The organism is Saccharothrix violaceirubra, assembly GCF_014203755.1.
GTDB classification, from domain to species: domain Bacteria; phylum Actinomycetota; class Actinomycetes; order Mycobacteriales; family Pseudonocardiaceae; genus Actinosynnema; species Actinosynnema violaceirubrum.
Window position 1 is genome coordinate 3,204,930 of sequence record NZ_JACHJS010000001.1, and the last position, 21,461, is coordinate 3,226,390.

General features: G+C 73.3%; 19 protein-coding genes. 2 read left to right on the forward strand and 17 right to left on the reverse strand.

Annotated features, from left to right (window positions below):
• Positions 1-305 precede the first annotated feature (305 nt).
• Together F4559_RS15240 and F4559_RS15245 are read right to left on the reverse strand one after the other, a co-directional pair.
• On the reverse strand, positions 306-821 hold the full coding sequence (locus tag F4559_RS15240) for a hypothetical protein (RefSeq protein WP_184669365.1): 516 nt from the start codon (positions 819-821) through the stop codon (positions 306-308).
• A 67-nt stretch (positions 822-888) separates the two neighbouring features.
• Positions 889-1,542 (reverse strand): Crp/Fnr family transcriptional regulator, encoded by a 654-nt coding sequence (locus F4559_RS15245; protein WP_312865667.1) that lies wholly within the window; start codon positions 1,540-1,542, stop codon positions 889-891.
• Positions 1,543-1,711: 169 nt separating this feature from the next.
• Between F4559_RS15245 and F4559_RS15250 the strand changes: the two genes are divergently transcribed.
• Entirely contained in the window at positions 1,712-3,496 is a 1,785-nt protein-coding gene (locus F4559_RS15250) for an ABC transporter ATP-binding protein (RefSeq protein ID WP_312865668.1), read from the forward strand.
• 176 nt (positions 3,497-3,672) lie between these two features.
• Positions 3,673-4,362: a G1 family glutamic endopeptidase gene (locus tag F4559_RS15255; protein WP_184669367.1), complete on the forward strand. Its 690-nt coding sequence runs from the start codon at positions 3,673-3,675 to the stop codon at positions 4,360-4,362.
• Positions 4,363-4,371: 9 nt separating this feature from the next.
• Here F4559_RS15255 and F4559_RS15260 read toward each other — a convergent pair whose 3' ends face one another.
• The 15 genes from F4559_RS15260 to F4559_RS15330 form a co-directional block, all read right to left on the reverse strand.
• Positions 4,372-4,677, reverse strand: a complete 306-nt coding sequence (locus F4559_RS15260; protein WP_184669369.1) for an STAS domain-containing protein — start codon at positions 4,675-4,677, stop codon at positions 4,372-4,374.
• The gene (locus F4559_RS15265; RefSeq protein ID WP_184669371.1) at positions 4,674-8,723 is read right to left on the reverse strand and encodes a SpoIIE family protein phosphatase; all 4,050 of its coding nucleotides are present in this window, start codon (positions 8,721-8,723) and stop codon (positions 4,674-4,676) included. The genes F4559_RS15260 and F4559_RS15265 overlap by 4 nt, the downstream gene beginning before the upstream one ends.
• A 102-nt stretch (positions 8,724-8,825) precedes the next feature.
• The gene (locus F4559_RS15270; protein WP_184669373.1) at positions 8,826-9,464 is read right to left on the reverse strand and encodes a response regulator; all 639 of its coding nucleotides are present in this window, start codon (positions 9,462-9,464) and stop codon (positions 8,826-8,828) included.
• Positions 9,461-10,381: a sensor histidine kinase gene (locus F4559_RS15275; RefSeq protein WP_184669375.1), complete on the reverse strand. Its 921-nt coding sequence runs from the start codon at positions 10,379-10,381 to the stop codon at positions 9,461-9,463. The genes F4559_RS15270 and F4559_RS15275 overlap by 4 nt, the downstream gene beginning before the upstream one ends.
• Before the next feature lie 4 nt (positions 10,382-10,385).
• Positions 10,386-11,738: an alpha/beta hydrolase gene (locus F4559_RS15280; RefSeq protein ID WP_184669377.1), complete on the reverse strand. Its 1,353-nt coding sequence runs from the start codon at positions 11,736-11,738 to the stop codon at positions 10,386-10,388.
• A gap of 56 nt (positions 11,739-11,794) precedes the next feature.
• Positions 11,795-12,475 (reverse strand): energy-coupling factor ABC transporter ATP-binding protein, encoded by a 681-nt coding sequence (locus F4559_RS15285; RefSeq protein ID WP_184669378.1) that lies wholly within the window; start codon positions 12,473-12,475, stop codon positions 11,795-11,797.
• Positions 12,472-13,023: a biotin transporter BioY gene (locus F4559_RS15290; protein WP_184669379.1), complete on the reverse strand. Its 552-nt coding sequence runs from the start codon at positions 13,021-13,023 to the stop codon at positions 12,472-12,474. Before F4559_RS15290 ends, F4559_RS15285 begins: the two co-directional genes overlap by 4 nt.
• 44 nt (positions 13,024-13,067) lie before the next feature.
• Positions 13,068-13,685 (reverse strand): energy-coupling factor transporter transmembrane component T family protein, encoded by a 618-nt coding sequence (locus F4559_RS15295; RefSeq protein WP_184669380.1) that lies wholly within the window; start codon positions 13,683-13,685, stop codon positions 13,068-13,070.
• A gap of 145 nt (positions 13,686-13,830) precedes the next feature.
• A complete protein-coding gene (locus tag F4559_RS15300; protein WP_184669381.1) occupies positions 13,831-14,112 on the reverse strand; it encodes a helix-turn-helix domain-containing protein in 282 nt (93 codons plus the stop codon).
• A 151-nt stretch (positions 14,113-14,263) separates the two neighbouring features.
• Complete coding sequence (locus F4559_RS15305) at positions 14,264-15,442, reverse strand: alpha/beta hydrolase (RefSeq protein ID WP_184669382.1); 1,179 nt, start codon at positions 15,440-15,442, stop codon at positions 14,264-14,266.
• A gap of 71 nt (positions 15,443-15,513) precedes the next feature.
• The gene (locus tag F4559_RS15310) at positions 15,514-16,728 is read right to left on the reverse strand and encodes an MFS transporter (protein WP_184669383.1); all 1,215 of its coding nucleotides are present in this window, start codon (positions 16,726-16,728) and stop codon (positions 15,514-15,516) included.
• A 64-nt stretch (positions 16,729-16,792) separates the two neighbouring features.
• Positions 16,793-18,121, reverse strand: a complete 1,329-nt coding sequence (locus F4559_RS15315) for a sodium/calcium exchanger protein (protein ID WP_184669384.1) — start codon at positions 18,119-18,121, stop codon at positions 16,793-16,795.
• A 120-nt stretch (positions 18,122-18,241) separates the two neighbouring features.
• Entirely contained in the window at positions 18,242-19,408 is a 1,167-nt protein-coding gene (locus tag F4559_RS15320; RefSeq protein WP_184669385.1) for a class I tRNA ligase family protein, read from the reverse strand.
• A gap of 129 nt (positions 19,409-19,537) precedes the next feature.
• Positions 19,538-20,173 carry a GGDEF domain-containing protein gene (locus tag F4559_RS15325; protein WP_184669386.1) on the reverse strand — a complete coding sequence of 212 codons (636 nt, stop codon included), beginning with the start codon at positions 20,171-20,173 and terminating at the stop codon, positions 19,538-19,540.
• Between the two features lie 130 nt (positions 20,174-20,303).
• Positions 20,304-21,359 (reverse strand): GAF domain-containing protein, encoded by a 1,056-nt coding sequence (locus tag F4559_RS15330; protein WP_184669388.1) that lies wholly within the window; start codon positions 21,357-21,359, stop codon positions 20,304-20,306.
• Positions 21,360-21,461: the final 102 nt, after the last annotated feature.

Genomic DNA, 21,461 nt, shown 5'->3' on the forward strand with positions numbered 1-21,461 from the left:
GCAGGGGGCCTTGCCCAGGACCCAGCCGTGGTGGGTGTCGGGCCAGGAGGTCGCTTCCCCGACAAATCCTGGCGGTACCCGGCCGCCCTGAGTGAAACCGTCCGGCTCTGCCGTTGCTACGCCGGATGATGTTCCCAGCGCGAGCAGAACGACGGCTGCGAGGCATTTGAAGAACGACCACGCCACGATTGCCACCTCCCCCATTCCTTGGCACGAAGCCATGTTCGATCCCTTTGACTGTCCACAGCGGACTTTTATCCCCTGGTGCCAGGGTATCGGGTGGATCTTCTTTTTCGGGGTGGAAATCAACGGGGGTCGGTGGATTCCCTCGATCGGGCGCCGGGGTTCCCCGGTGGCGTCCAGAGGTAGGCCGCGTCGCCGAAACCGGGCAGTCGCTCCGACACCCGCACGATCTCCACGACTCGCGCGGACAGGACGGCCGCGAGCCGCACGGTCGGCGCGAACAGCCGCTCGTCCGGCGGACGACGGGCCGTGCGCGGGTCGGGTGGTCCGACGTCCAGGCTGACGTGCAGGCGCAACGGCGCCGGGTCGACGTTGATGTCGTCCCGGTAGTCCAACTCGTCCCCGAGCGCGGGCAGCACCGGGTCGACCAGGTCGGGCAGGAACCTGGTGTGGAAGCCCAGCGCGAAGCCGTCCCCGACGCCGGGCAGGGCACGACGGCGGTGCCACACGCGGTCCAGGCCGCACCGCTCGAACGCCGAGCGCAGGACGCGGGGGACGGCCTGGGTCAGCTTCGCCCGGACGTCCGGACCGCCGGGCACGTCGACGGTCAGCAGGGCGCGATCTGGTCCGACGGACACGGGACGAGCCTGGCGAACGGCGATCGTCCGGGTTGTCCGCCGCCGGACAGTCCGATGGTGTTCCAGGTCACATGCCGGCCACGTGGCGCAGCGCGGCCATGTCGACGACGTCCAGGCGCGGTCCCGGCCGCAGCGCGCCGACCTCCTTGAGCCGGCGCAGGTGGTCGGCCACGGTGCTGCGGGCCAGGCCGAGCGACAGCGCCAGGTCCCGCTGGGAGAACGGCACGCGGGTGGGCGGGTCCGCGGCCTCGTCGGCGAGCGCGACCACCTCCAGCAGCAGTCGGGCGATCCGGCGTTCCGGGCCGTGGTGCACGGTGTCCAACTGGTGGCGCACGGTCTGCGAGAGTTTCGCCGCCATGTAGTCGAGCAACGCCGACGTGCCGCCGTGCTCGTCGAGGAACGCCCCGAACGCCGCCGCCGGGATCACGCGCGTGGTGCAGCGGTCCAGGGTCTCGACGGTCGCGGTGCGCCCGCCGGCCGACCGGGCGGCGACCTCGCCGACCAGGTCCCCGGCGCCGCGCAACGTGATCAGCGCCTGGCCCCCGTCCCGTTCGACGCCCAGCACCTTGACCCGCCCGGTCACCAGCACGACCACGTCCGTGCCCCGGTCACCCTGGCGCATCAGCACCGTCCGTGCCGGGTACCGGCGTTCCACCCCCTGGCGCAACAGCAGCCGCCAGCCGTCCTCGCCGAGCAACCCCCGGAAACCCCTGATTCGCACACGACGTGCATACCGTCCCGGTGCGTGCCCGCGACAGTGATCGACACAGGTTCCTCCGGCCACCGCGACGAGGAACGAGTCGCATGTGGATGGTCATATTCGATCGCGCGCGGCCGGACCGGCGGGGCAGCATGGAGCATTTGGTACCCCTGCGGAAGGAACGGACGACGTGCGGGTGGACGAGGAGGGACGGGGTGCGGCGGTTCGGGTCGTGCTCCGGTACTACTGGCGGGAACTGTGGCGGCTCCGGCGGCTTTCCTTACCGGGACTGATCTTCCCGGCGTTGGGGTCGACGGTGATGATGTACGTGGCACCCCTGGTGGTGGCCATGCTGGTGGGGCGGTTGGCCGCCGGCGGTGCGGACGCGGGCTCCCTGGTGCCCTACGTGGTCGCCTACTGCTTGTCGATGCTGGTGGCCGAAGGGTGCTGGCGGGTCGGGTTCCACCTGCTCAACCGGGTCGACGGGCGGGGCATGGAGCGGTTGGCCGTCGTGGCCATGGACGAACTGCTGGCCAAGGACGCGGCGTTCTTCCACGACAACTTCGCGGGTGCGCTGACGAAACGGGTCATCGGGTTCGCGTCGCGGTACGAGGACTTCGTCGACACCCTCGCCTTCCAGGTCCTGGCGAAGGTGGTGCCGCTGGGCTTCGCCTGCGTGGTGCTGTGGCGGTACGACCCGCTCCTGGTCGTGGTGCTGGTCGGGTTGATCGTGGCCACGGGGTTCGCGGTACTGCCGTTGATCCGACGCCGGCAGGCGCTCGTGGACCGGCGGGAGGCGGCGAGCGTCCGGGTCTCCGGGCACGTGGCGGACACGTTGACGAACATGGACACGGTGCGGGCCTTCGCCGCCGAACGCCGTGAGGCGCTCGAACACCGCGGTCGCGTCGCCGAACTGCGCCGGCACTCGATCCTGTCGTGGGACTACGCGAACCTGCGCATCGACCCGATCGTCGCGGGCATGTCCGTGGTCGCCAACGCCGTCGGGCTGCTCGTCGCGGTGCTGGTGACCGACGGGACGCTCGGGGTCGAGGCGTTGATCGTGACGTTCACCTACTTCACCAACGCCACGCGGATCATGTTCGAGTTCAACCAGGTCTTCCGCCGGCTGGAGAGCTCGATCACCGAGGCCGCGCAGTTCACCGAACTGCTGACCGAGCCGCCCCGGGTGGTCGACCCGGTGGACCCGGTGCCGCCGGGCGCGCGGGCCGACGTCCGGTTCGCGGGGGTCGAGTTCGCGCACTTGGGCTCGCCGCCGTTGTTCACGGGGCTGGACCTGGAGGTGCCGCAGGGCACGCGGATCGGGTTGGTCGGCCGGTCCGGCGGCGGCAAGAGCACGCTGATCCGGTTGCTGCTGCGGATGAACGACGTCCAGGGCGGGCGGATCCTGCTCGGTGGACGGGACATCTCACGGCTGCGCCAGGAGGACCTGCGGGGCCTGCTCGCGTACGTGCCGCAGGACCCGGCCATGTTCCACCGGACGTTGCGCGAGAACATCGCGTTCGCCCGGCCCGGCGCGACCGACGCGCAGATCCGGCGAGCGGCCGACGCCGCGCACGTGACCGAGTTCGCCGAAGGGCTGCCGCGCGGGTTCGACACGCTGGTCGGCGAACGCGGTGTCAAGCTCTCCGGCGGTCAGCGCCAGCGGATCGCGCTGGCGCGGGCCGTCCTGCGCGACGCGCCCGTGCTGCTGCTGGACGAGGCCACCAGCGCGCTGGACTCGGAGAGCGAGGTGCTCATCCAACAGGCCCTGTGGGAGTTGATGGCCGGCCGCACCGCGCTGGTGGTCGCGCACCGGCTGAGCACGGTCGTGCGGATGGACCGGCTGGTCGTGCTCGACCGCGGCCGGATCACCGAGCAGGGCACGCACGACGAGCTGCTCGACGCGGACGGTGCCTACGCCCGGTTGTGGCGCCACCAGTCGGGCGGGTTCCTGGCGGACGACGTGGTCGGCTGAGCGGCGGGGCGGGGTGCGACCGACCACCCCGCCCCGACTCCACCGTGGTGGGTGCGGCCCCGTCCGGTACGGCCTTCGCGGCACCCGTCGTCACCGTCGGACACAGGGGAGTGAATCCCGGTTCGGACGGTCCGGGACGGGCGCAGACTCGGTCCCGACGAAAGGGGACCGGGGACATGCGCCGCTCGATCATCGTCAGTGCCGTGGTCGTCACGGCCTTGGCCTTCGCACCGCCCGCCTACGCCGACAACCGGGACTCGTTGCGCTGGGCCGGGTACACCTCGGACGTCGACGAGGGTTCGTTCGACCGGATCAGCGCGCGGTGGTTCGTGCCGAGGATCGAGTGCGCGGACGGCGAGGACGGCACCGAGGTCGCCCAGTGGATCGGGCTCGACGGCGTCGGCGACGATTTCGTCGAGCAGGTAGGCACCACGTCCGAGTGCGCCGGCGACTCCCGCGGCCGCCCGAAGTACTTCGCCTGGGTGGAGAGCTTCCCCGAACCGGCGAAGCGGCTGTTCCAGGTGCGTCCCGGCGACGAGATCCGCGCGTGGGTCGACCTCGACGGCGGCCGGTTCCGCTACGAGGTCCACGATGTGACGCTCGAGCGCCTGGCGGGCGGCAAGCTCGCCACCCACGGCCCGGGGAGGTCCGCGGAAGCAGTCGTCGAGGCACCGCCGGGCGCGCGACTGCCCGACTTCGACACGGCCCGGTTCCGCGACGTGCTCGTCGACGGCGACCCGATCGGCGACCTCGACCCCGACCGCGTGACCCTGGTCCGCGCCGGTGAGCCGCGCGTGGTCCGGGCGAAGCCGACCGCGTTGAGCGACGACGGTCGCGACTTCGACGTCCGGTTCCGCGCCCGCTGACCCGGCGGGTCAGGGCCGCGCCACGACCTCCACCGGCACCAGGTCGGACAGGCCGCAGATCGACAGCAGCGTGCGCAACGTCCGGTCGATGCGCAGCGACAACGACGACGCGTGCTCGAACAGCACGGCCAGCGCCGCGCTGTCCAGGTACCCGGTCGCGGTGAGGTCGACCAGCAGCGGCCGGCCCCGCTCCAGGGCCGCGCGCAACGCCTGGTCGAACTCGGCCGCGTTGGACATGTCGATCTCGCCGTGCACCGCGAGGACGGTGCGTCCCTCGGGGTCCTCGTCGGCGGTGAACCTCACGGGTGTCGTCATGGGGTGGTGATCCTCGTTCGCAGTTCGACGGTGGTCCCGGTGGCGTCGGAGGTGATCCGGACGTCGTCCGTCAAAGCGCGGATCAACGGCAGGCCCCGACCCCGGTGCGGATTGGCATTCTCGTCCGGTCGCTTCCACGTGCCGCCGTCGGCCACGGTCACCAGCAGGTCGGCCGCGGTCGCGGCGGCCGACAGGACCACCGTGCCCGCCACGTCGCGATGGCCGTGCTCGACCGCGTTCGCGCACGCCTCGCCCACCGCGACCAGCACCGACTGGGCCTGCTCGGTCGGCACCGCGCACCGGGCCAACCAGTCACGCAGCCGGGCGCGCACCCGGGCCAGGTGGCCGGGCTCGGCGGGGAAGCCCACCTCCAGCGGACCGGGGTGCCGGTAGAGCAGCAACGCCACGTCGTCGGAGTAGCCGTCGGCCGGTGCCAGCCGCGCCATCAACGCGGTGGCCAGGTCGTCGGTGGGCAGCGCGTGTTCCTCGGCGACGGCCCGACCCGCTTCGGCGATCCCGTCGGCGAGGTCCTGCCCCCGGCGTTCGACGAGGCCGTCGGTGTAGAGCAGGACGGTGCTCCGCGCGGACACCGTCGTCGTCACCTCGGGCCGCTCCCGTCCCGGCCGCACGCCCAGCGGCAGCGACCGCCCGCCGTCGAGCAGGGCGCGCGTGCCGTCGGGTCGGACCACGATGCCCGGCGGGTGGCCCGCGCTGGAGTACGTCAACGCGCCGGTCTCCGGGTCGAGCACGCCGCAGAACACCGTGGTGCAGCGCGCGCCCCGCAGCGTCGCCGCGAACACGTCCATCGCCATCAACGTGCGCGCCGGACCGGAGTCCTGGAGCAGCAACGCCCGGCACGCGCTGCGCAACTGGCCCATCACGGCCGCCGCGTCCAGCCCGTGCCCGACGCAGTCGCCGACCACGATGCCCAGCCGCCCGTCGGGCAGCCCGACCGTGTCGTACCAGTCACCGCCCACCTCCAGCGGACGGGTGGCCGGTTCGTAGCGCACCGCGAACCCGCCCGGCAGCGCCGGTCCGAGGATCGCGTGCTGGAGCGCCAACGCCGCCTTGCGCTGCTGTTCGCCGCGGTGGATCCGGTGCAGCGCCTGGCCGACGTGCCCGGCGAGCAGGGCCAGCAGCATGCGGTCCTCGGGGGCGAACGGCCGCCGCCCGTCCGGTTCCACCCACAGCACGAGCCGGCCCTCGGGGTGGTCCAGCGCGATGCCCACGCCCTCGTCGCCCCGGTCGACCGGGGTCAGCAGCGGTGCCGTGCGCAGGTCCGCGATCGCCGACGGCAGGTCGGCTTCCGTGACGTCGCCGTCCGTCGACGTCACGGAGTCGTCGGTGCCCACCACGATGCCCAGCACGCGCCGGGCCTGCCAGATCAGGCGCAGTTCGGCGATCGTGCCCGCGAGTGCCTCGGCCGGGTCGTCGGCCGCGGCCAGCCGCACACCCACCGCGCTCAGCGCGGTGTCGCGCCGCACCCCGTGGTGCTCGGCCGTGACGTCCCGGAACGTGCCGACCACGACCCGGCGGTGGGTGTCGGGATCCTCGACCCGGCTGAACGACAGGGCGATCCACCGCCGCCGTCCCGACCGGTCGGTGACCGGTGCCGTGCAGTGCCCGCCCTCGCCGCCCGCCACCCGGTCGAACGCCTCGACCGCGAGCCGGCGTGCCTCGGGATCGGCGTCCCCGTCGGGCAGCCACGGCAGCGGCGACCGGTAGGGCAGCCCCTCGGGGCCGTGGCCGAGCATGCGGGTGAACGCGGCGTTGATCTCGACGACCGCGCCGGTCTCGTCGCAGACGAAGAACGCCTCCTGCAACGACTGGGTGATCGCGGTCCGCCACCGCACGTGCCGGTTGCGCAGCCGCGCCAGCTCGACGTTCGCCCGCACCCGGGCCAGCAGTTCCGCCGCCGCGAACGGCTTGACCAGGTAGTCGTCGGCGCCCGCCGCCAGCCCTTCGATCGACGCCTCCTGCCCGGCCCGCGCGGACAGCAGCAGCACCGGGACGCCCGCCGTCGCCGGGTCGGCCCGCAACGCGGCGACCAGGTGCAACCCGTCCAGGCGGGGCATCATCACGTCGCTGACCACCAGGTCCGGTGGTGCGGCCCGCACGGCTTCGAGCGCGGCGAGCCCGTCCGGCACGGCCTGGACCGCGTAGAAGGGCACGAGCAGCCGTTCCAGGTACTCGCGCATGTCCGCGTTGTCGTCGGCGACCAGGACGCGCACGCCGGTGTCGGGTCGGTGCGCGACGACCGGCGGTGCGCCGGGCACGTCCTCGGGCAGCCAGCGCAACGCCTCCTGCAGGAACGGGTCGGCGGTCGCGGACACCCCGACCGGCCCGGCTTCGGCGTGCACGAGTTCGGCGGGCAGGTGCGCCGACCCGAACGGCAGCCGCACGGTGAACACCGTGCCCACGTCCTCGGTGCTCTCGGCGGTGATCCCACCGCCGTGCAGCAGCACGAGTTCACGCACCAGCGCCAGGCCGATGCCGCTGCCCTCGTTCGATCGCGACCGGGCGGTCTCGATCCGGTGGAACCGCTCGAACAGCCGGGGGATCTCGGCCGCGGCGATCCCGACCCCGGTGTCCGCGACGGTCACCACCGCGTGCCGGTCCTCGGCGCGCACGACGACCCGCACCGAGCCGTCGAACGTGTACTTCACCGCGTTGCTGAGCAGGTTGAAGACGACCTTCTCCCACATACCCCGGTCGACGTGCACGGGCTCGGCCAGCGGCGGGCAGTCCACCTCGAACGCCAGGCCCGCCTTCTCCACCGCCGACCGGAAGACCCCGGCCAGCTCGGCGGTGTACCGCGCCAGGTCGACCGGTTCGTAGCGGGCCCGCATCCGGCCCGCCTCGATCCGGGAGAAGTCCAGCAGCGCGGTGACCAGCTTGCCCAGCCGCAGGCCGTTGCGGTGGATGACCTCCAGCTCCTCGCGGACCGCCGGGTCGTCGGCCGCCGGACCGGACCGCAGCTCCTCTGTGGGGCCGAGGATGAGTGCCAACGGCGTGCGGAACTCGTGGCTGATGTTGGAGAAGAACGTCGTCTTGGCCCGGTCGAGTTCGGCGAGCTGCTCGACGCGTCGTTGCTGGGCCTGGTAGGCGACGGTCGCGTTGACCAGGGCCGCGATCTGCTGGGCGACCAGGCCCAGGAACGCGGTGTGCGCCTCGTCCAGCATCCGGCCCGGTCCGGCGCCGAGCACGACCGCGCCGATCGGCCGGCCGTCGTCGCCGGTGAGCGGCAGCACCACGGCCTGGGTCGGCGGGGCGGCCCACCCGCCGGCGGGCAGCGGACCGAACCGCGCGGCCAGGTCGTCGACCACGGCGGGACGGCCGGTCCGCACGACCTCGGCCGACGGCCAGCCGTCCGGACTCCCGGTGAACGGCGCCGGCCCGGCCGCGACCGGTACCAGTCCACCGGACTCGGGGTCGGGCAGGTGCACGGCGGCGAACGGCACGTCCATGCCCGCGTGCGCGAGCGTGTCCACGACGGACCGGCACGCCTCGTCGACCGTGCGCGCCCGGCCGGCCAACGCGCCCAGGTCCCGCAGCACGGCGAGCCGCCGTTCGCCGACGACGCGTTCGGTCGTGTCGCTGACCGCGGTGAACACGCCGCGCACCACGCCTTCGTCGTCGTGCAGCGGACTGTAGGAGTACGTCCAGTACGTCTCCTCCAGGTAGCCGTGCCGGTGCATGGGCAGCAGCAGGTCCTCCGACCACGTCGCCTCGCCGGTGGCCACCACCGAGTCGAGCATCGGCCCGATGATGTGCCAGATCTCGTCCCACACGAGCCGACCGGGCTTGCCCAGGGCCGGGTGGTTGGCGCCCAGCAGCGGCAGGTACGCGTCGTTGTAGAGGAAACGCAGGTCGGGGCCCCACCACACGATCATCGGGAACCGCGAGGTCAGGCAGATGCGCACGGCGGCGCGCAGCACGGAGGGCCACCGCGGCGGCTCGTCCATGTCCGCCTCGGCCCAGGGGTAGGCGCGCAGGCGTCGGGACATCTCGCCGGTGCCCGGGAACGTCGGCTCGGACGGGTTCATCGCACTACCCCTACCCCCGGGCTCGGCCGACGACACCACGTGTGGGTGTGATCATGGCAGAGGGCGGGTGATCAGGCCCCCGCCGGTGACCGGGGAAGGCGCTCAGCGGCGGTCGACCAGGCCGTGCTCGTAGGCGTAGATGACCAACTGCACGCGTCCGGGCACGTCGAGTTTCGCCAGGATGCGGGCGACGTGCGTCTTCACCGTCCCCTCGCCGATGGACAAGGCCCGGGCGATGGCCGCGTTGCCCAGACCGCGCGCGACGTGCCGCAGCACCTCGTGCTCGCGGTCGGTCAGCAGGTCCAGCTCCGGGGACGGCGGCAGCGGCGACAGGCGGGCGAAGCGGCCGATCAGGCGACCGGTGACACGGGGGTCGACCAGGCCGTGGCCGCGGTGCACGGCGTGGACCGCGGCGATCAGCAGGTCGGGGTCGCTGTCCTTGAGCAGGAAGCCCGACGCGCCCGCGCGCAGCGCGCCGAACAGGTAGTCGTCGAGGTCGAACGTGGTCAGCGCGAGCACCCTCGTCCGGCCGGTCAGCGCGTGGATCGCGGCGATGCCGTCCACCCTCGGCATCCGCAGGTCGACGACGGCGACGTCCGGGCGCAGCCGGTCCGACTCGACGATCGCCGCCGCGCCGTCGGCGGCCTCGCCGACCACCTCGATGTCGGGTTCGGCCGACAGCACGGTGCGCAGCGCGTCCCGGACCGCCGCCTGGTCGTCGGCGACCAGCACCGTGATCACCGGCGCACCGGCAGGCGCGCGTCGACCCGCCACCCGTCCGACCACCCGATGTGGACGGTGCCGGCCAGGGCGGCGACCCGTTCCCGGATGCCGCGCAGGCCGTTGCCCTCCACGACCCCGCCCTCCACGACCCCGCCCCGCGCGGAACCGTTGTCCGACACCGTCACGACCAGCACGCCCCGGCGGCGGCGCAACTCCACCTCGACCCGGTCGGCGTCGGAATGGCGCACGACGTTCGTCAACGCCTCCTGCACGATCCGGAACGCCGTGTCGCCCACCGCCTCCGGCAGCCCCGACGTCGTACCGCGCGTGGTGATCCGCAGATCCGGGCCGGACAACCGCGTGGCCAACGCCTCGACGTCCGGTTCGGCGCGCAGTGCGTCGACCAGGCCGCGCACCTCGGCCAGCGCGGCCGCGGACAGGTCCGAGATGGTGGCCAACGCCTTGTCCCCGGCCGCCGGCACCCGTCGGCCGGCCGCCGCCTGGAGCCGGATCGCGGTGAGGTGGTGGCCGACGCTGTCGTGCATGTCGCGGGCCAGCCGCGCCCGGTCCTCGGCGACCGCCAGCCGGGCCTGGTGCGCGGCACGTTCCCGTTGCGCGCGGATGCCGTAGCCGACCGCGACCGGCGCCACGCCCATGATCACCAGGTCGGTCACGGGCGCGGTGCGGCCACCCCCGCCGGAGCCCGTCGTGGCGAACAGGAACGTCCACGCCACGGCGCCGACGAGCACGGGCACCGTGCGCGGGCGGTGGTAGGCGGCCACGCAGAACGCGGCGACGGCGACCAGGCGGCCCGGCCACGCGGCGTCGACGCCCGTGCCGACGAGCGCGACCGCCGCGCACAGCAGCGCGGCGGTCAGCGGGAACCGGCGGACGCCGAGCAACGGCAGGCACACCGCGACGCTCAGCACGATCATGTGCTCAGTTTCCCGGACACGACGCCCCCACCGGGGGCAGTTCGCCGGTGCGGAAGTAGCGGTGCACGTGGTCGCGGACGCACCGGTTGCCGACCCAGTACACGGCGTGCCCGGCCGGCACGCGCACGTACCGCGATCCGGCCATGCGCTCGGCGACCCGCAGCCCGTGGGCGGGTGGCGTGGCGTGGTCGTGGTCGCCGTTGACCACCAACGCCGCGGTGGGGGAGTGGAACGAGCGCTGGCGGAACGTCGGCGCGGGCATCCCGGCGCAGTGGTTGGCCATGACCCAGACGTGGCGCCAGCCCAGCAGCGGCGCCGTGCGGCGGGTGCGCTCCTCCAGGGCCTTCAACGCCGGGTAGTCCTGCGGGTAGGCGAAATCGGCGCACATCGCGACCCGGGACATGTCGGGGTCGCGTGCGCCTTCGAAGACGGTGAACCGCGTCGCGTCCCCGGCGTCCGCCTCGGCCAGCGCCAGGGTCGTCGACGCCCACCCCGGTTCCTCCACGTACATCCGCGACACGATCATGGCCGCGTCCACCGAGCCGCCCGCCGCCGTCGGGATCGGTGCCCGCGCGAGCAGGTCGGCGAACACCTTCCGCACATCACGACCGTGCAGCGCGCACGACCGCTCCCGGTCGCACCACGACGCCATCCGGCCCAGGTTCGCCTCGTCGACCGCCGCCCGCGCGCCGACCCACCGGGCGACGTCCTGGTCGGTGTGGTCGAGGGCGCTGTCCAGGTACATGCGGCCGATCCGGTGCGGGAACAGTTGGGCGTACGCCTGCGCGTAGACCGTGCCGTAGGAGTTGCCGAAGTAATCCAGGCGCCGCTGCCCCAGGGCTGCCCGGACCGCGTCGAGATCGTGGGCGACCTGCCGGGCGTCCAGGGCCAGGGGGCCGGCTTTCTCCAGGCACCCGGCGGCGAAGGCGGCGTTGTCCCGCTTGTAGTTCTCGTAGTCCGCACGGTCGGTGAACACCCACCGGGGACGTTGGGCCGACGCCGTCGGGCAGGTGACGGGCGTGCTGCCGCCGAGCCCGCGCGGGTCGACGAAGACCAGGTCATGGGTCTCGGTCAGCTCGGCGAGCACGGGCTTGAGGTAGGTCAGGTACTCGACCTGCGGGCCGGGGCCGCCGAGGTTCACCACGATCGTGCCCTGCCTGGCGCCCCGTGCTTTCAACCGGCCCACGTGCACGGACGCCTTCGGCCCGGCGCGGTGGTCCCAGTCGGCGGGCACGGTCAGGTCGGCGCACTCGACGCCGTCCGCGCACGCCCGCCAGTCCAGGCCCGGCGAGGCGTGGGCGGGCGGCACGACCACCAGCCCGAGGACCGCGGCCGTGAGGGTGACAAGTCGTCTCATGCGGCCCAGGCTGGCCGTCCGGGACAGTCGCCCGCGTCTGCCTCAGGACAGATCGTTCACGCCGGCGGGTTCATCGCGACGTACTCGGCGACGGCGTCGGCGGCCGGACCGTCGAAGACCACCCGGCCGCGGTCGAACACGAGCACGCGCTCGAAGTCGGACACCAGGTCGAGGTCGTGCGTCACCACGACCACGCGGCGGTCCAGCCCGTGGATCAGCTTCGCGATCCGGTGCCGGTTGCGCAGGTCGAGCAACGTCGTGGGCTCGTCGAACACCACGCAGTCGGGTTCGAGCACGAGCACGGCCGCGATCGCCAGGAGCTGCTTCTGCCCGCCGCTGAGCAGGTGGGCGGGGTGGTCGCGGAACGCGGTGAGCCCGTACGCGTCGAGCGCGGCGTCCACCCGGCGCCCGATCTCCGCCCGGTCGAGGTCGCGGTGCCTGAGCCCGAAGGCGAGGTCCTCGGCCACGGTCGGCATCACGATCTGCACGTCCGGGTCCTGGAACACGAATCCCACCCGGCGGCGGACCTCACGGCCGCGCTTGCGGGTGTCCAGGCCGTCGACGAGCACCCGGCCCGAGGTGGGCACGAGCAGGCCGTTGAGCAGTCGGGCGAACGTGCTCTTGCCCGAGCCGTTCGCACCGATCACCCCGATCCGGTGCCCGGTCAGCCGCAGGTCGACGTCGGCGAGGACGACCCAGTCGCCGAAGCGGTGGCCGACGCCGGCCAGTTCGATCATCGCCGGTCGGCGTCGATCAGCGGGTACGCGCGGCGCACCGCCACGGCCGCGAGCGACGCGATGACCACCTTGACCGCGTCACCGGGCAGGAACACCGCGGAGCCGACGAGCGTCGGGCCGAAGGGCAGGTCGGCGGCGACCGACATCCACGGGATGCCGATCGCGTAGAGGACGAGCGCGCCGCCCACCGCGTTGCACAGCAGCGCCCAGCCCAGGTTGTAGCGCTTCCACAGGCGTTCGGTGAGCAGGCCGACCACGAACGCGCCCACCGGGTACGCCAGCACGAACCCGCCTGTCGTGCCGAGGATGACCGAGAGCCCGCCGCGCCCGCCCGGCAGCACCGGCAGGCCGATCACCACCAGGACCACGAACAGCAGGATCGCCAGGCCACCGCGACGCGCGCCCAGGATCGACCCGGCGAGCATGACACCCAGCGTCTGCGCCGTGAACGGCGCGGGCACCAGCGGCAGTTCGATCAACGGGAACAGGCCGAGCACGACCATGATCGCCGCGAACAACGCGATCCGCGCGAAATCCTTACTGGGCACCACACCACTCCCGGGACGAGCCACCGTTCGGCGGTCATCATAGGTTAACGATCGTTCGCATCGGGCCGGGGGTCGTCGAACCCCCGCGCGTCCAGGGCCTCGCCCAACGCGTCGGCCAGCCGGAGCGTCTTGATCAGCAACGGGGTGAGGAACGAGATCCCGCGCTCCACGCCCCGCGCCTTCTGCGCCGCCCGCACCTGGTCGACCTGGGCCTTGATCACCGGCACGAACCGCAACGTGATCGCCACCAGCAGGCCGACGCGTTCGGGCCGCACGCCCAACGGCCGCAACGGGCGGAGCGCCGCCTCGACCGCGTCCACCATCGCCGACGTGCGCGTGGTCAGGGTGACCAGGACGGCCAGGCCGACCACGACCAGCAGTCGTTCGCCGACCATCAGCGCCGTCCACCAGTCCGTGACCAGCGTCTGCGCGACCACCACGGCGGCGGCGAACGGCAACACCGGGGCGAGCTGCCGCCAGGCGACCCGGACGGGCACCCGGGCCAGGGCGTACAGCAGCACGACCACCGCGAGCACCCCGGCGAGCGCGCCGACCGACCGGACGAAGAACACCGTCGCGCCCACCACGAACAGGACCGCCAGCTTCGCGCCGGCGGGCACGGCGTGCACCGGGCTGCGGACGTCGTGGTAGAGGCTGAGCACGGACCCAGTGTCCCAGCGCCGGACGCACTGGCCTTCGACCGGTCCGCCGGGCAGGGCCTCCGGCCGAGCCCGGTCGTGGACGGTCCGACCGGACCCGCTTCCGCGCGGATCCGCAGGCCCGGCTCGCCCGCGAGCGGCCGGGGACTCAGGGCGGTCGGGCCACCAGGCCCGCGTCGTGGGCGAGGACGGCGGGCTGGACGCGGTTGGCCAGGTCGAGTCGGGTGACGATCGCGCTGACGTGGCCCCTCACCGCACCGGTCGACGTGTGCCCGTACCCGGCCAGGTGCACGACCCGGTCGCCGCGGGTGATCGCCACCGCCACGCCGGGGTAGGCGGCGTTGTCCGCGTACTCCCGGACGTACCGGTCCACGGCGTCCGGGTCGAACTGTGGTTCCGCCACGGCGGTGGGTGCGATCGTTGCCGCCACGATCGCACCCACCGCCGCCACCGCTGTCCGACGCACTGCCCGCTCCCGACTTCCCGGTGACTCGATGCGGCCACGCCAGGAATCGGCGGGTGGTCGGCGGATCTCCCGGACGTCAGGTCGGGTGCCGGACTTTCGTCAGGGCCCGGACGGCTCAGCGCTGTCCGGCGAAGAACTCCAGGACCAGGGGGTAGGCGCGCTTCGCGGACGTGTTGTGGTTTACGGGGCCCAGGTCGACGATCGGCGCGTCGGCACCGTGCTCCAGGAATTCCGCGCGGCACCGGGTGGAGTTGCCGAGCGGGACCAGCTCGTCGCCCTCGGTGCCCGCGTACAGGCGGACGGGCACGCCCGGGTCCCACCCGACGCACGAACCGTCGGTGGCCCGTGCCGCGCGCACCATCGGGCCGGTCGGCCGGCGCAACTGCCCGACGGCCCACCCGGTGAGCAGGTCGGCCGGGGTGGCGGGCAGGCTCGCGGCGATCTCGGGCCCGGAGTGCAGGCCGTCGAAGAGGTTCTCCACGATCGCGTCGTAAGGCGCGCGGAACGCCCGGGACGCCCGGTCGTAGAGGTGGTGGAGTCGGTTCGCCGCCACGAGATAGTAGGCCGTGGAGATCGTGGCGAGCTTGGGCGTGACCGTGCCGTCCAGCGCCGCCGGGAACTGGGTGCCGAACAGGTCGTGGACGCCGCTGATCGATGCGACGGCCCGCGGTGCGAAGCGGGGGTGGTCGCGTAAGGCCCGGCCGAGTGCCATGGCCGCCGGTCCGCCCTGGGAGAACCCGGCGACGAGCACCCGGCGGTCGAGCGTGCGGCCCGCGCGGCGCACGAAGGTGTCCGCCGCGCGCAGAAGGTCCACGGAGGCGCCGGTCTCCGTGGGCAGGTCGAGGTAGGGATGCGTGCCCTCGCCGGTGCCCAGGCCGAGGTAGTCGGGCGCGACGGTGGTGTAACCGGCCGCCGCGAAGGTGATCGGGGCCGTCCGGTTGGTGTCCGGGCCCACCGAACCGGCTTCGGCCTTCGCGGCGATGGTCCCGTGCTGGAACGCGACCGTCGGCCGGGCCGGCCCGCCGTCCCGGGGCAGGACGACCGCGCCACTGGCGGTGATCGGGCGTCCGTCGGGCCCGGCGGTCCGGTACTCCAGTCGGTACGCGTCCACTCCGTGCCGCACGGCACCGGTGTCGATCGCCTGGCGGGCGAGCAGCGCGGTTACCTCTGCCACGCTCAGGCCGGTGATCGGCATGGCCGACAGGAGATCGCCCCGGCCGGGACGGGCGGACGCGGGCACGCCGAACCCGATCAGGCTCGTCGACACCACGGCGACCGTGAGGTATTTGATCATGGAAGCCAGTCTGGGTGCCGGTCGTCGTCGCGACCAGGGGCGTAGCACCCATACACGCGGTTGGGTCTGCCTCAGGAACCACCCGCGCGCAGGCCGCGCACGTCCTTGCTCAGCAACGTGGCGGCGGTCGCGGCCACGACCAGCGCCGCGCCCGCGACCAGGGTCGGCGCGGTGCCCAGCCGGGTCGAGATCGGGCCCGCGGCCATCTCGCCGAGGGGGATCGCGATGAACGAGCCCATGGCGTCGCACGAGTAGACCCGGGCCAGCTTGTCGGCGGGCACGTTCTCCTGCAACGACACGTCCCACGCCACCGCGAACTGCTCCAACGCGATCCCGTTCGCGACCATCGCGCACACCAGCGGGACCGGGTTCGAGGTGCCCGCCAGCGCCAGCAGCGGGACGGCTTCGACGGCGGTGACCGCCACGCCCAGCCGCAGCGGGTGGCGTACGCGGGTCCGGGCGGCGATCAGGGCGCCCAGCAGCGCCCCGGCGGTCTGGGCGGCCAGGAGCAGACCCCAGGTCGTGCGGCCGAACGTGCGGTCGGCGATGGTCGGGCCGAGGACGTGGAGGCCGCCCGCGACGGCGGCGTTCACCACCAGGAACTGCACCACGACGACCCACACCCACGTGCGCGAGACGAACTCCGCCCACCCTTCGAGCAGATCGGTCAGGGGGTGGGTGCGCTGCTCGGGCGGACGGGCCGTGCCGCCGACCGTGATGCCCAGGTAGCACAGGGCCGACCCGGCGAACAGCAGCGCGTTGACCGCGATGCCCCAGCCCGGTCCGGAGAACCCGACCAGCAGGCCGGCGGTCGACGCGCCGGTCACCAGGCCCAGGTTCACGCCGACGCGGGCCACCGCGTTGGCCGGGCGGATCTCGTCCGGCGGGACGGTCTGCGGGATCAGGGCCGCGACCGCCGGCAGCGACGCCGCCGCCACCACGCCGTTCGCCACGCTCAGCACCACCAGGACCGCGATCGAGGCGAAGCCGAGCAGCACGGCGGCGGCGATCACGGCCTGCACGACCGCCGCCGCCGCGCTCGTGCCCTGGAGGATCAACCGGCGGGGCAGCCGGTCGGCGAGCACGCCGCCGAACAGCAGGACCACGACGTTCGCGACGGACCGGGCGCCGACCACCAGACCGAGGTCGACCACCGAACCGGTCAGGTCCAGCACCGCGAACGACAGCACGATCGGTGCCATGGCGTTCGCGAAGTGGTTCAGGGAACGACCGCCGACCAGGCGGCGGAAGTCGCCGTGGCGCAGGGGGTGCAGGAGCTGGGACACCGGGCGACGATAGATCGCGTACCCGGTCTGGAACCCGGATTTACCGGTGACTGAAGAGTGCCGGTCAGTGCCCGTCTCCGGGGTGGTCGCTCAGCTCCTTGAACGGCGTCCGGAAGCCGTCGCGCACCGTGCGCGTGGTGTCGCGGTGGTGGCGCACGAACTGGACGACCGCCAGGACCAGGTAGAGCCCGGACAGCACGAGCGTCACGACGCGATTGGTCTCGGCCGACAATGTCACGCTCGCCGTGAACTGGACCGCGAACAGCGCGAACAGCACGCTCGCGCCGACGACCGTCAGGCCGAGGTCCATCAGGATCGCCACCGCGAACAGCGACTGGGCACCGGTGAGCAGGAGTTCCAGGCGCTGGTGCCCGTCGATCGGCAGGCCTGACAGCGAACCCGACGACAGGGCGAACACCACCGGGATGGTGCCGACCAGCAGCGTCCACTGGTTGACCTTGCTCGACAGCAACGTGCCCAGCGAGTGCGATGCCTTCAGCCGGATCGCGTACAGGCACGCCACGATCAGCTCCGGCGCCTCGCTGGCCAGCGGTGCGACCCACTGCACCAGCAGGAACTCGTCCACGCCCAACTGCTGCCCGCTCTCGACCAGGCTCTGGGCGAAGTGCTCGGCGCACGCCAGGACGACCAGCCCGGCGACCGCGAACAGGCCGACCACCCACCGCCGTCGCGCGTCGAGTCCGCCCAGCCACGCCGAGACGCCCAGCAGGTCCGGCGACTCGACCGGGGCCTTCGACAGACGCCACACGTAACCCGCGAACACGGCCACGAACACGACCGCGTCGACCAGGGTCAACGACGTGCGCAGGGGCAGGGTCAGCGAGTAGAGGGTCGCCACGCCCAGGAACGCCACCTCGGCGGACATGGTCGGCGCGAGCCGCACCCGACCCGGCGCGGTCGACTCGCTCGACCGGTGCTTGCGGACCGTCGCGATCGTGGCGACCAGGACCACGAGCGGCCAGCCGATGCCGACCAGCACCCGGTTGGCGCCGGTCATGTTGGCCAGGGCCAGCGAGCACGGGTCCGTCGCGCCCTGGGCGGCGCACCTGCCCTGGTCGGCGAACTCCTGGCCCGCCTCGAACGTGAACACGAGGTCGACGGCGTACTCGGGCAGCACGGCGACGATCGCCAGCAGGGCGATCGCCAGGCCCGCGCTCACGTCGACCTGGGCGGCTTCGGCGGCCCAGGACAGGAGGAACGCGGCGCACACGATGGCGACGCCGTAAACGAGCGCCGCCAGGGCCGGTGGCAGTCCGGCGTGGAGGAAGCCCAGGTACTCGCCCGCGCCGAGCACCGTGCCGGGCACGGTCCCCAACCCCGCCGCCGTCAGCCGCCCCGCGACTCCCTTGCCCGCCCCGCTCTCATCGACCACCGCGGGACCCCGTGATCTCGTCCATGCCCGCTGTCTTCCCCCGCGACCGCCCGCTCGAAACGCGCGAGTCCTCCACTCAGGCGCCCTGAAACACGCGTTCAGGCACCCTCGACCGGGTGATCAGGCGAGACCGCGTTGGTCGGGCAGGCGGGGGTAGACGGCACGGGGGAGCGGGAGGACCCCGGACAGCGTGACGGCACGTTCCGCCACGCGGGCAGCCAACGTCGGCACGAACGGGGTCAGCTGGTCGGCCAACGTCCGGCACACGCGCAGCAACACCGTCAGCGCCGCGTCGAGGTGTTCGCCCGCCGTCACGTCGCCGTCGCGTTCGGCGCGCGCCGCGTCCCAGGGCCGGGTCTCGCGCAGGAAGCGTTCCGCCTCGCCCGCGAGGTCCACGACCACCTCCGTCGCGGCCCGCAGATCGCCGGCGGTGAACGCGGCGGCCACGCGTTCCGGCGTCGCGCGGCACGACTCCACCAGGGCCCGGCCCGGACCGGTGGGCTCCACCGGGGTCGGCGTGCGGCCGTCGCGGTAGCGGTGGACCAGCACGACCACGCGGTCCACCAGCGAACCGAACACGTCGGCCAGCTCCCGGTCCGCCCGTGCCGGGGACGCCGCGTCGCGCAGCAGCCACCAGCGGACCGCGTCGGTGCCGTGGCGGTGGGCCAGGACGTCCGGCGCGGTCGGGTCGGTGGGCCGGTCGTGGACCAGGAGCCGGGTGGGTGCCGGCTGGCCCGCCGACTCCAGCACGGCCGGCCACAGCCCGGTGTGCGCGGGCAACGCGTCGCTGTCGACCACGTGCACGCGTTCGTCGCCCTCGACCCACCAGCGGCGGTGGTGGGCGCCGTCGGTGCCGTAGCCCAGGCTCGTCACGTAACCGGCCAGGACGGAGAACCCGTCGTCCACCTCGTGCCCGGGGTCGTCCGGCACGGGGATTCCCGCGCCGGTGCGCGGTCGGGAGACCAGGGCGTCCGCCGTGGCGGACAAGCGGAACACCCAGCCTTTGTCCGTCCGGCGCAGGTCGGACGCGCACGCCTGCCAAAGGCGGGTCACACCCGTACGGTGCCGCGCGTCCTCGGCCAGGTACACGAAGTCGTTGGTGCACAAGGCAAGGGGTTCGCGCAATGCGGCGTACGCGGCGGTGGAACCGGACAGGAAGCGCACCCGTGCGCCCCGCATCCGGTGGTGCCGGGCGAGCGCGTCGGCCCGCACGGCTTCCAGCGCGTACGCCAAATCCGGCCGCGTGTCGACGCGGGGGAGCGTGGTGGTCACGTAGACCCGTGACATCGGGACCTCCCCGTGGGGTGGCGGTGTCGGCACGCTAGCAGCGTCGGCCGATCCGCCGGGACGACTCGCCCCGATCGACGCGGCCCGGTCCCGGCGGGGACCGGGCCGCGTCGAACCCCCCTTACCCGGTCACCCGACGCGGAGTCGCCGCTCCTGCTGGTCGGGCATGCGGTCCCGACGCGCCCCCCGGCGCTTCGCGGCGTACATCGCCGCGTCCGCCCGGCGCACCAGCGTGTGCAGATCCGTCTCGCCGTGCGCCGGTGCGCAGCCGACCGACGCGGACAACCCCCGGATCGTCACCGCGCACCCGTCGGCGTCGAGCACCGGCACCACGAGTCCCCTGATTCCGCGGGCCACGCGGTGCGCGACGGTCTCGGCGTCCTCGGCGGCGGAGAGCAGGACCACGAACTCGTCCCCGCCGTATCGGCCGACGAGGTCGTGCGCCCGCGTCGACGAGCGCAACAGCCCCGCGACGGCCGCGAGCACCGCGTCCCCCGCGAGGTGGCCGTACTCGTCGTTGACGTCCTTGAACCGGTCGAGGTCGAGCAGCAGCACGGCACGCGGTCCCCCCGGACGGTGCAGCGCGGCTTCGGCCTCGATCCGCCAGACGTCCCACGTCGGCACCCCGGTGCGGCTGTCCAGCGTCCACCGGGTGTCCACCGGCGTTCCGCACACGTGGCACCGGGCGTGGTGCCCGGCCGGGCGGCTGAACAGTCGGCGCACCCGCGCCGCGATGCCACCGTCCCCACTGATCTTCCGGTGCATGGCGATCCCCCCATCACACGGCACACCGGGTCACCCGGCAGGACCGGATGACCTGATCGACATCGTGCGGGGATCGACCCGAGGGCGTCAGGGTCGTGCCCAACCCACGGCAGTGGGAGCGACCTCCAGGTTATGAATCTTGGAACATGCCGTCAACCTGGACAAACGATTCCCCGTCGCCCGGCTCGGGCCGGGACACGGTCACCAGCGCCGCCGTCGTGTGCTGGTCGAGCAGCATCAGGTTGGCCGCGATGTCGACCCGCATCCAGCCGCCGGAGGCCGCACGCAGCCGGAGCACCGCACGCACCCGCCCGGCCGTCGCCAGGCCGTCGGACAGCTTCTTGGCCAACGGCACGTCGTCCGGGTGGATGGCCGGCGGGTTGACGTCGTCGAGCTGCCACGCCACACCCGGCAGCGGATCGTCGAGCCACCGCAGCAGGGTCAGCGTGCGCAGGTTGACGATCGCCCGGTGCCGACCCGGTTCGCGGGCCGCCACCAGCACCTGCTGGGCCAGCGCCACCGGGCGCGGCGGCGGCGCGCTCGGCGTGGACTCGGCCGGGCCGATGTCGAGTGCGAGACCGCGCAGCACGACCTCCCGGCGCCCGTCGGGCAGTATGTCCTCGACCGCGCGGCACGAGTAGTCGGCCGCGCGCAGCACGCCGTCGTCACGCCGCACGGTCCACGTGGCCTGGTGTTCGGCGCCCGGCCGCGAGGTGACGATCTTGGCCAGGACCGCCGCCTCGTCGGCGTTGCCGACCAGGCGGCCGAACGCCTCGGCCGTGACCCGCTGCCGCCGCCGGTTCTCCGGCGCCACCCCGTACAGGTCGAGCAGGTCGTCCGAGCCGCCGATCTTGTCGGTGCTCAGGTTGAAGTACCACGCGCCGACCGGGTCGCGTGGCGGCGGTTCCTCGTCGGGCCGCCCGATCCACAGGTGCACACCGTGCACCCGGCCGGTGAACGTGGGCAGCGGCACGGCCAGCACCCGGCGCTGCCGGTCGGCCGTCCGCCCGTCGAAAGGCTCGGCGTCGGCCACGACCTTGGCCACCGCCGACCGGGCGTCCTCCAGGTACCGGCCGCGCCCCAGCACGGATCTGAGTGCCACCATCCGCCTCGGCGCGTTCCCCACACCGACCACCGACGGCTCGACGCCGCCGAACGTCTCGATCAGCAGCCACTTGTCGGCCACCGTCACCACCCCCGAAGCGAGCCTATCGCGTGTTCGGATGACTACCCGGTACGGCGTGATCGGCACTCCCGAATTGGTCCACAGTGGACTTTTCGAGGGCGG

Bases quoted from the DNA above. Each gene is read 5' to 3' on its own strand.
- F4559_RS15280 (WP_184669377.1), bottom strand. From the start codon at position 11,738: ATGAGACGACTTGTCACCCTCACGGCCGCGGTCCTCGGGCTGGTGGTC.
- F4559_RS15260 (WP_184669369.1), bottom strand. From the start codon at position 4,677: ATGACGACACCCGTGAGGTTCACCGCCGACGAGGACCCCGAGGGACGC.
- F4559_RS15265 (WP_184669371.1), bottom strand. From the start codon at position 8,723: ATGAACCCGTCCGAGCCGACGTTCCCGGGCACCGGCGAGATGTCCCGA.
- F4559_RS15285 (WP_184669378.1), bottom strand. From the start codon at position 12,475: ATGATCGAACTGGCCGGCGTCGGCCACCGCTTCGGCGACTGGGTCGTC.
- F4559_RS15325 (WP_184669386.1), bottom strand. From the start codon at position 20,173: ATGCACCGGAAGATCAGTGGGGACGGTGGCATCGCGGCGCGGGTGCGC.
- F4559_RS15275 (WP_184669375.1), bottom strand. From the start codon at position 10,381: ATGATCGTGCTGAGCGTCGCGGTGTGCCTGCCGTTGCTCGGCGTCCGC.
- F4559_RS15255 (WP_184669367.1), top strand. From the start codon at position 3,673: ATGCGCCGCTCGATCATCGTCAGTGCCGTGGTCGTCACGGCCTTGGCC.
- F4559_RS15320 (WP_184669385.1), bottom strand. From the start codon at position 19,408: ATGTCACGGGTCTACGTGACCACCACGCTCCCCCGCGTCGACACGCGG.
- F4559_RS15305 (WP_184669382.1), bottom strand. From the start codon at position 15,442: ATGATCAAATACCTCACGGTCGCCGTGGTGTCGACGAGCCTGATCGGG.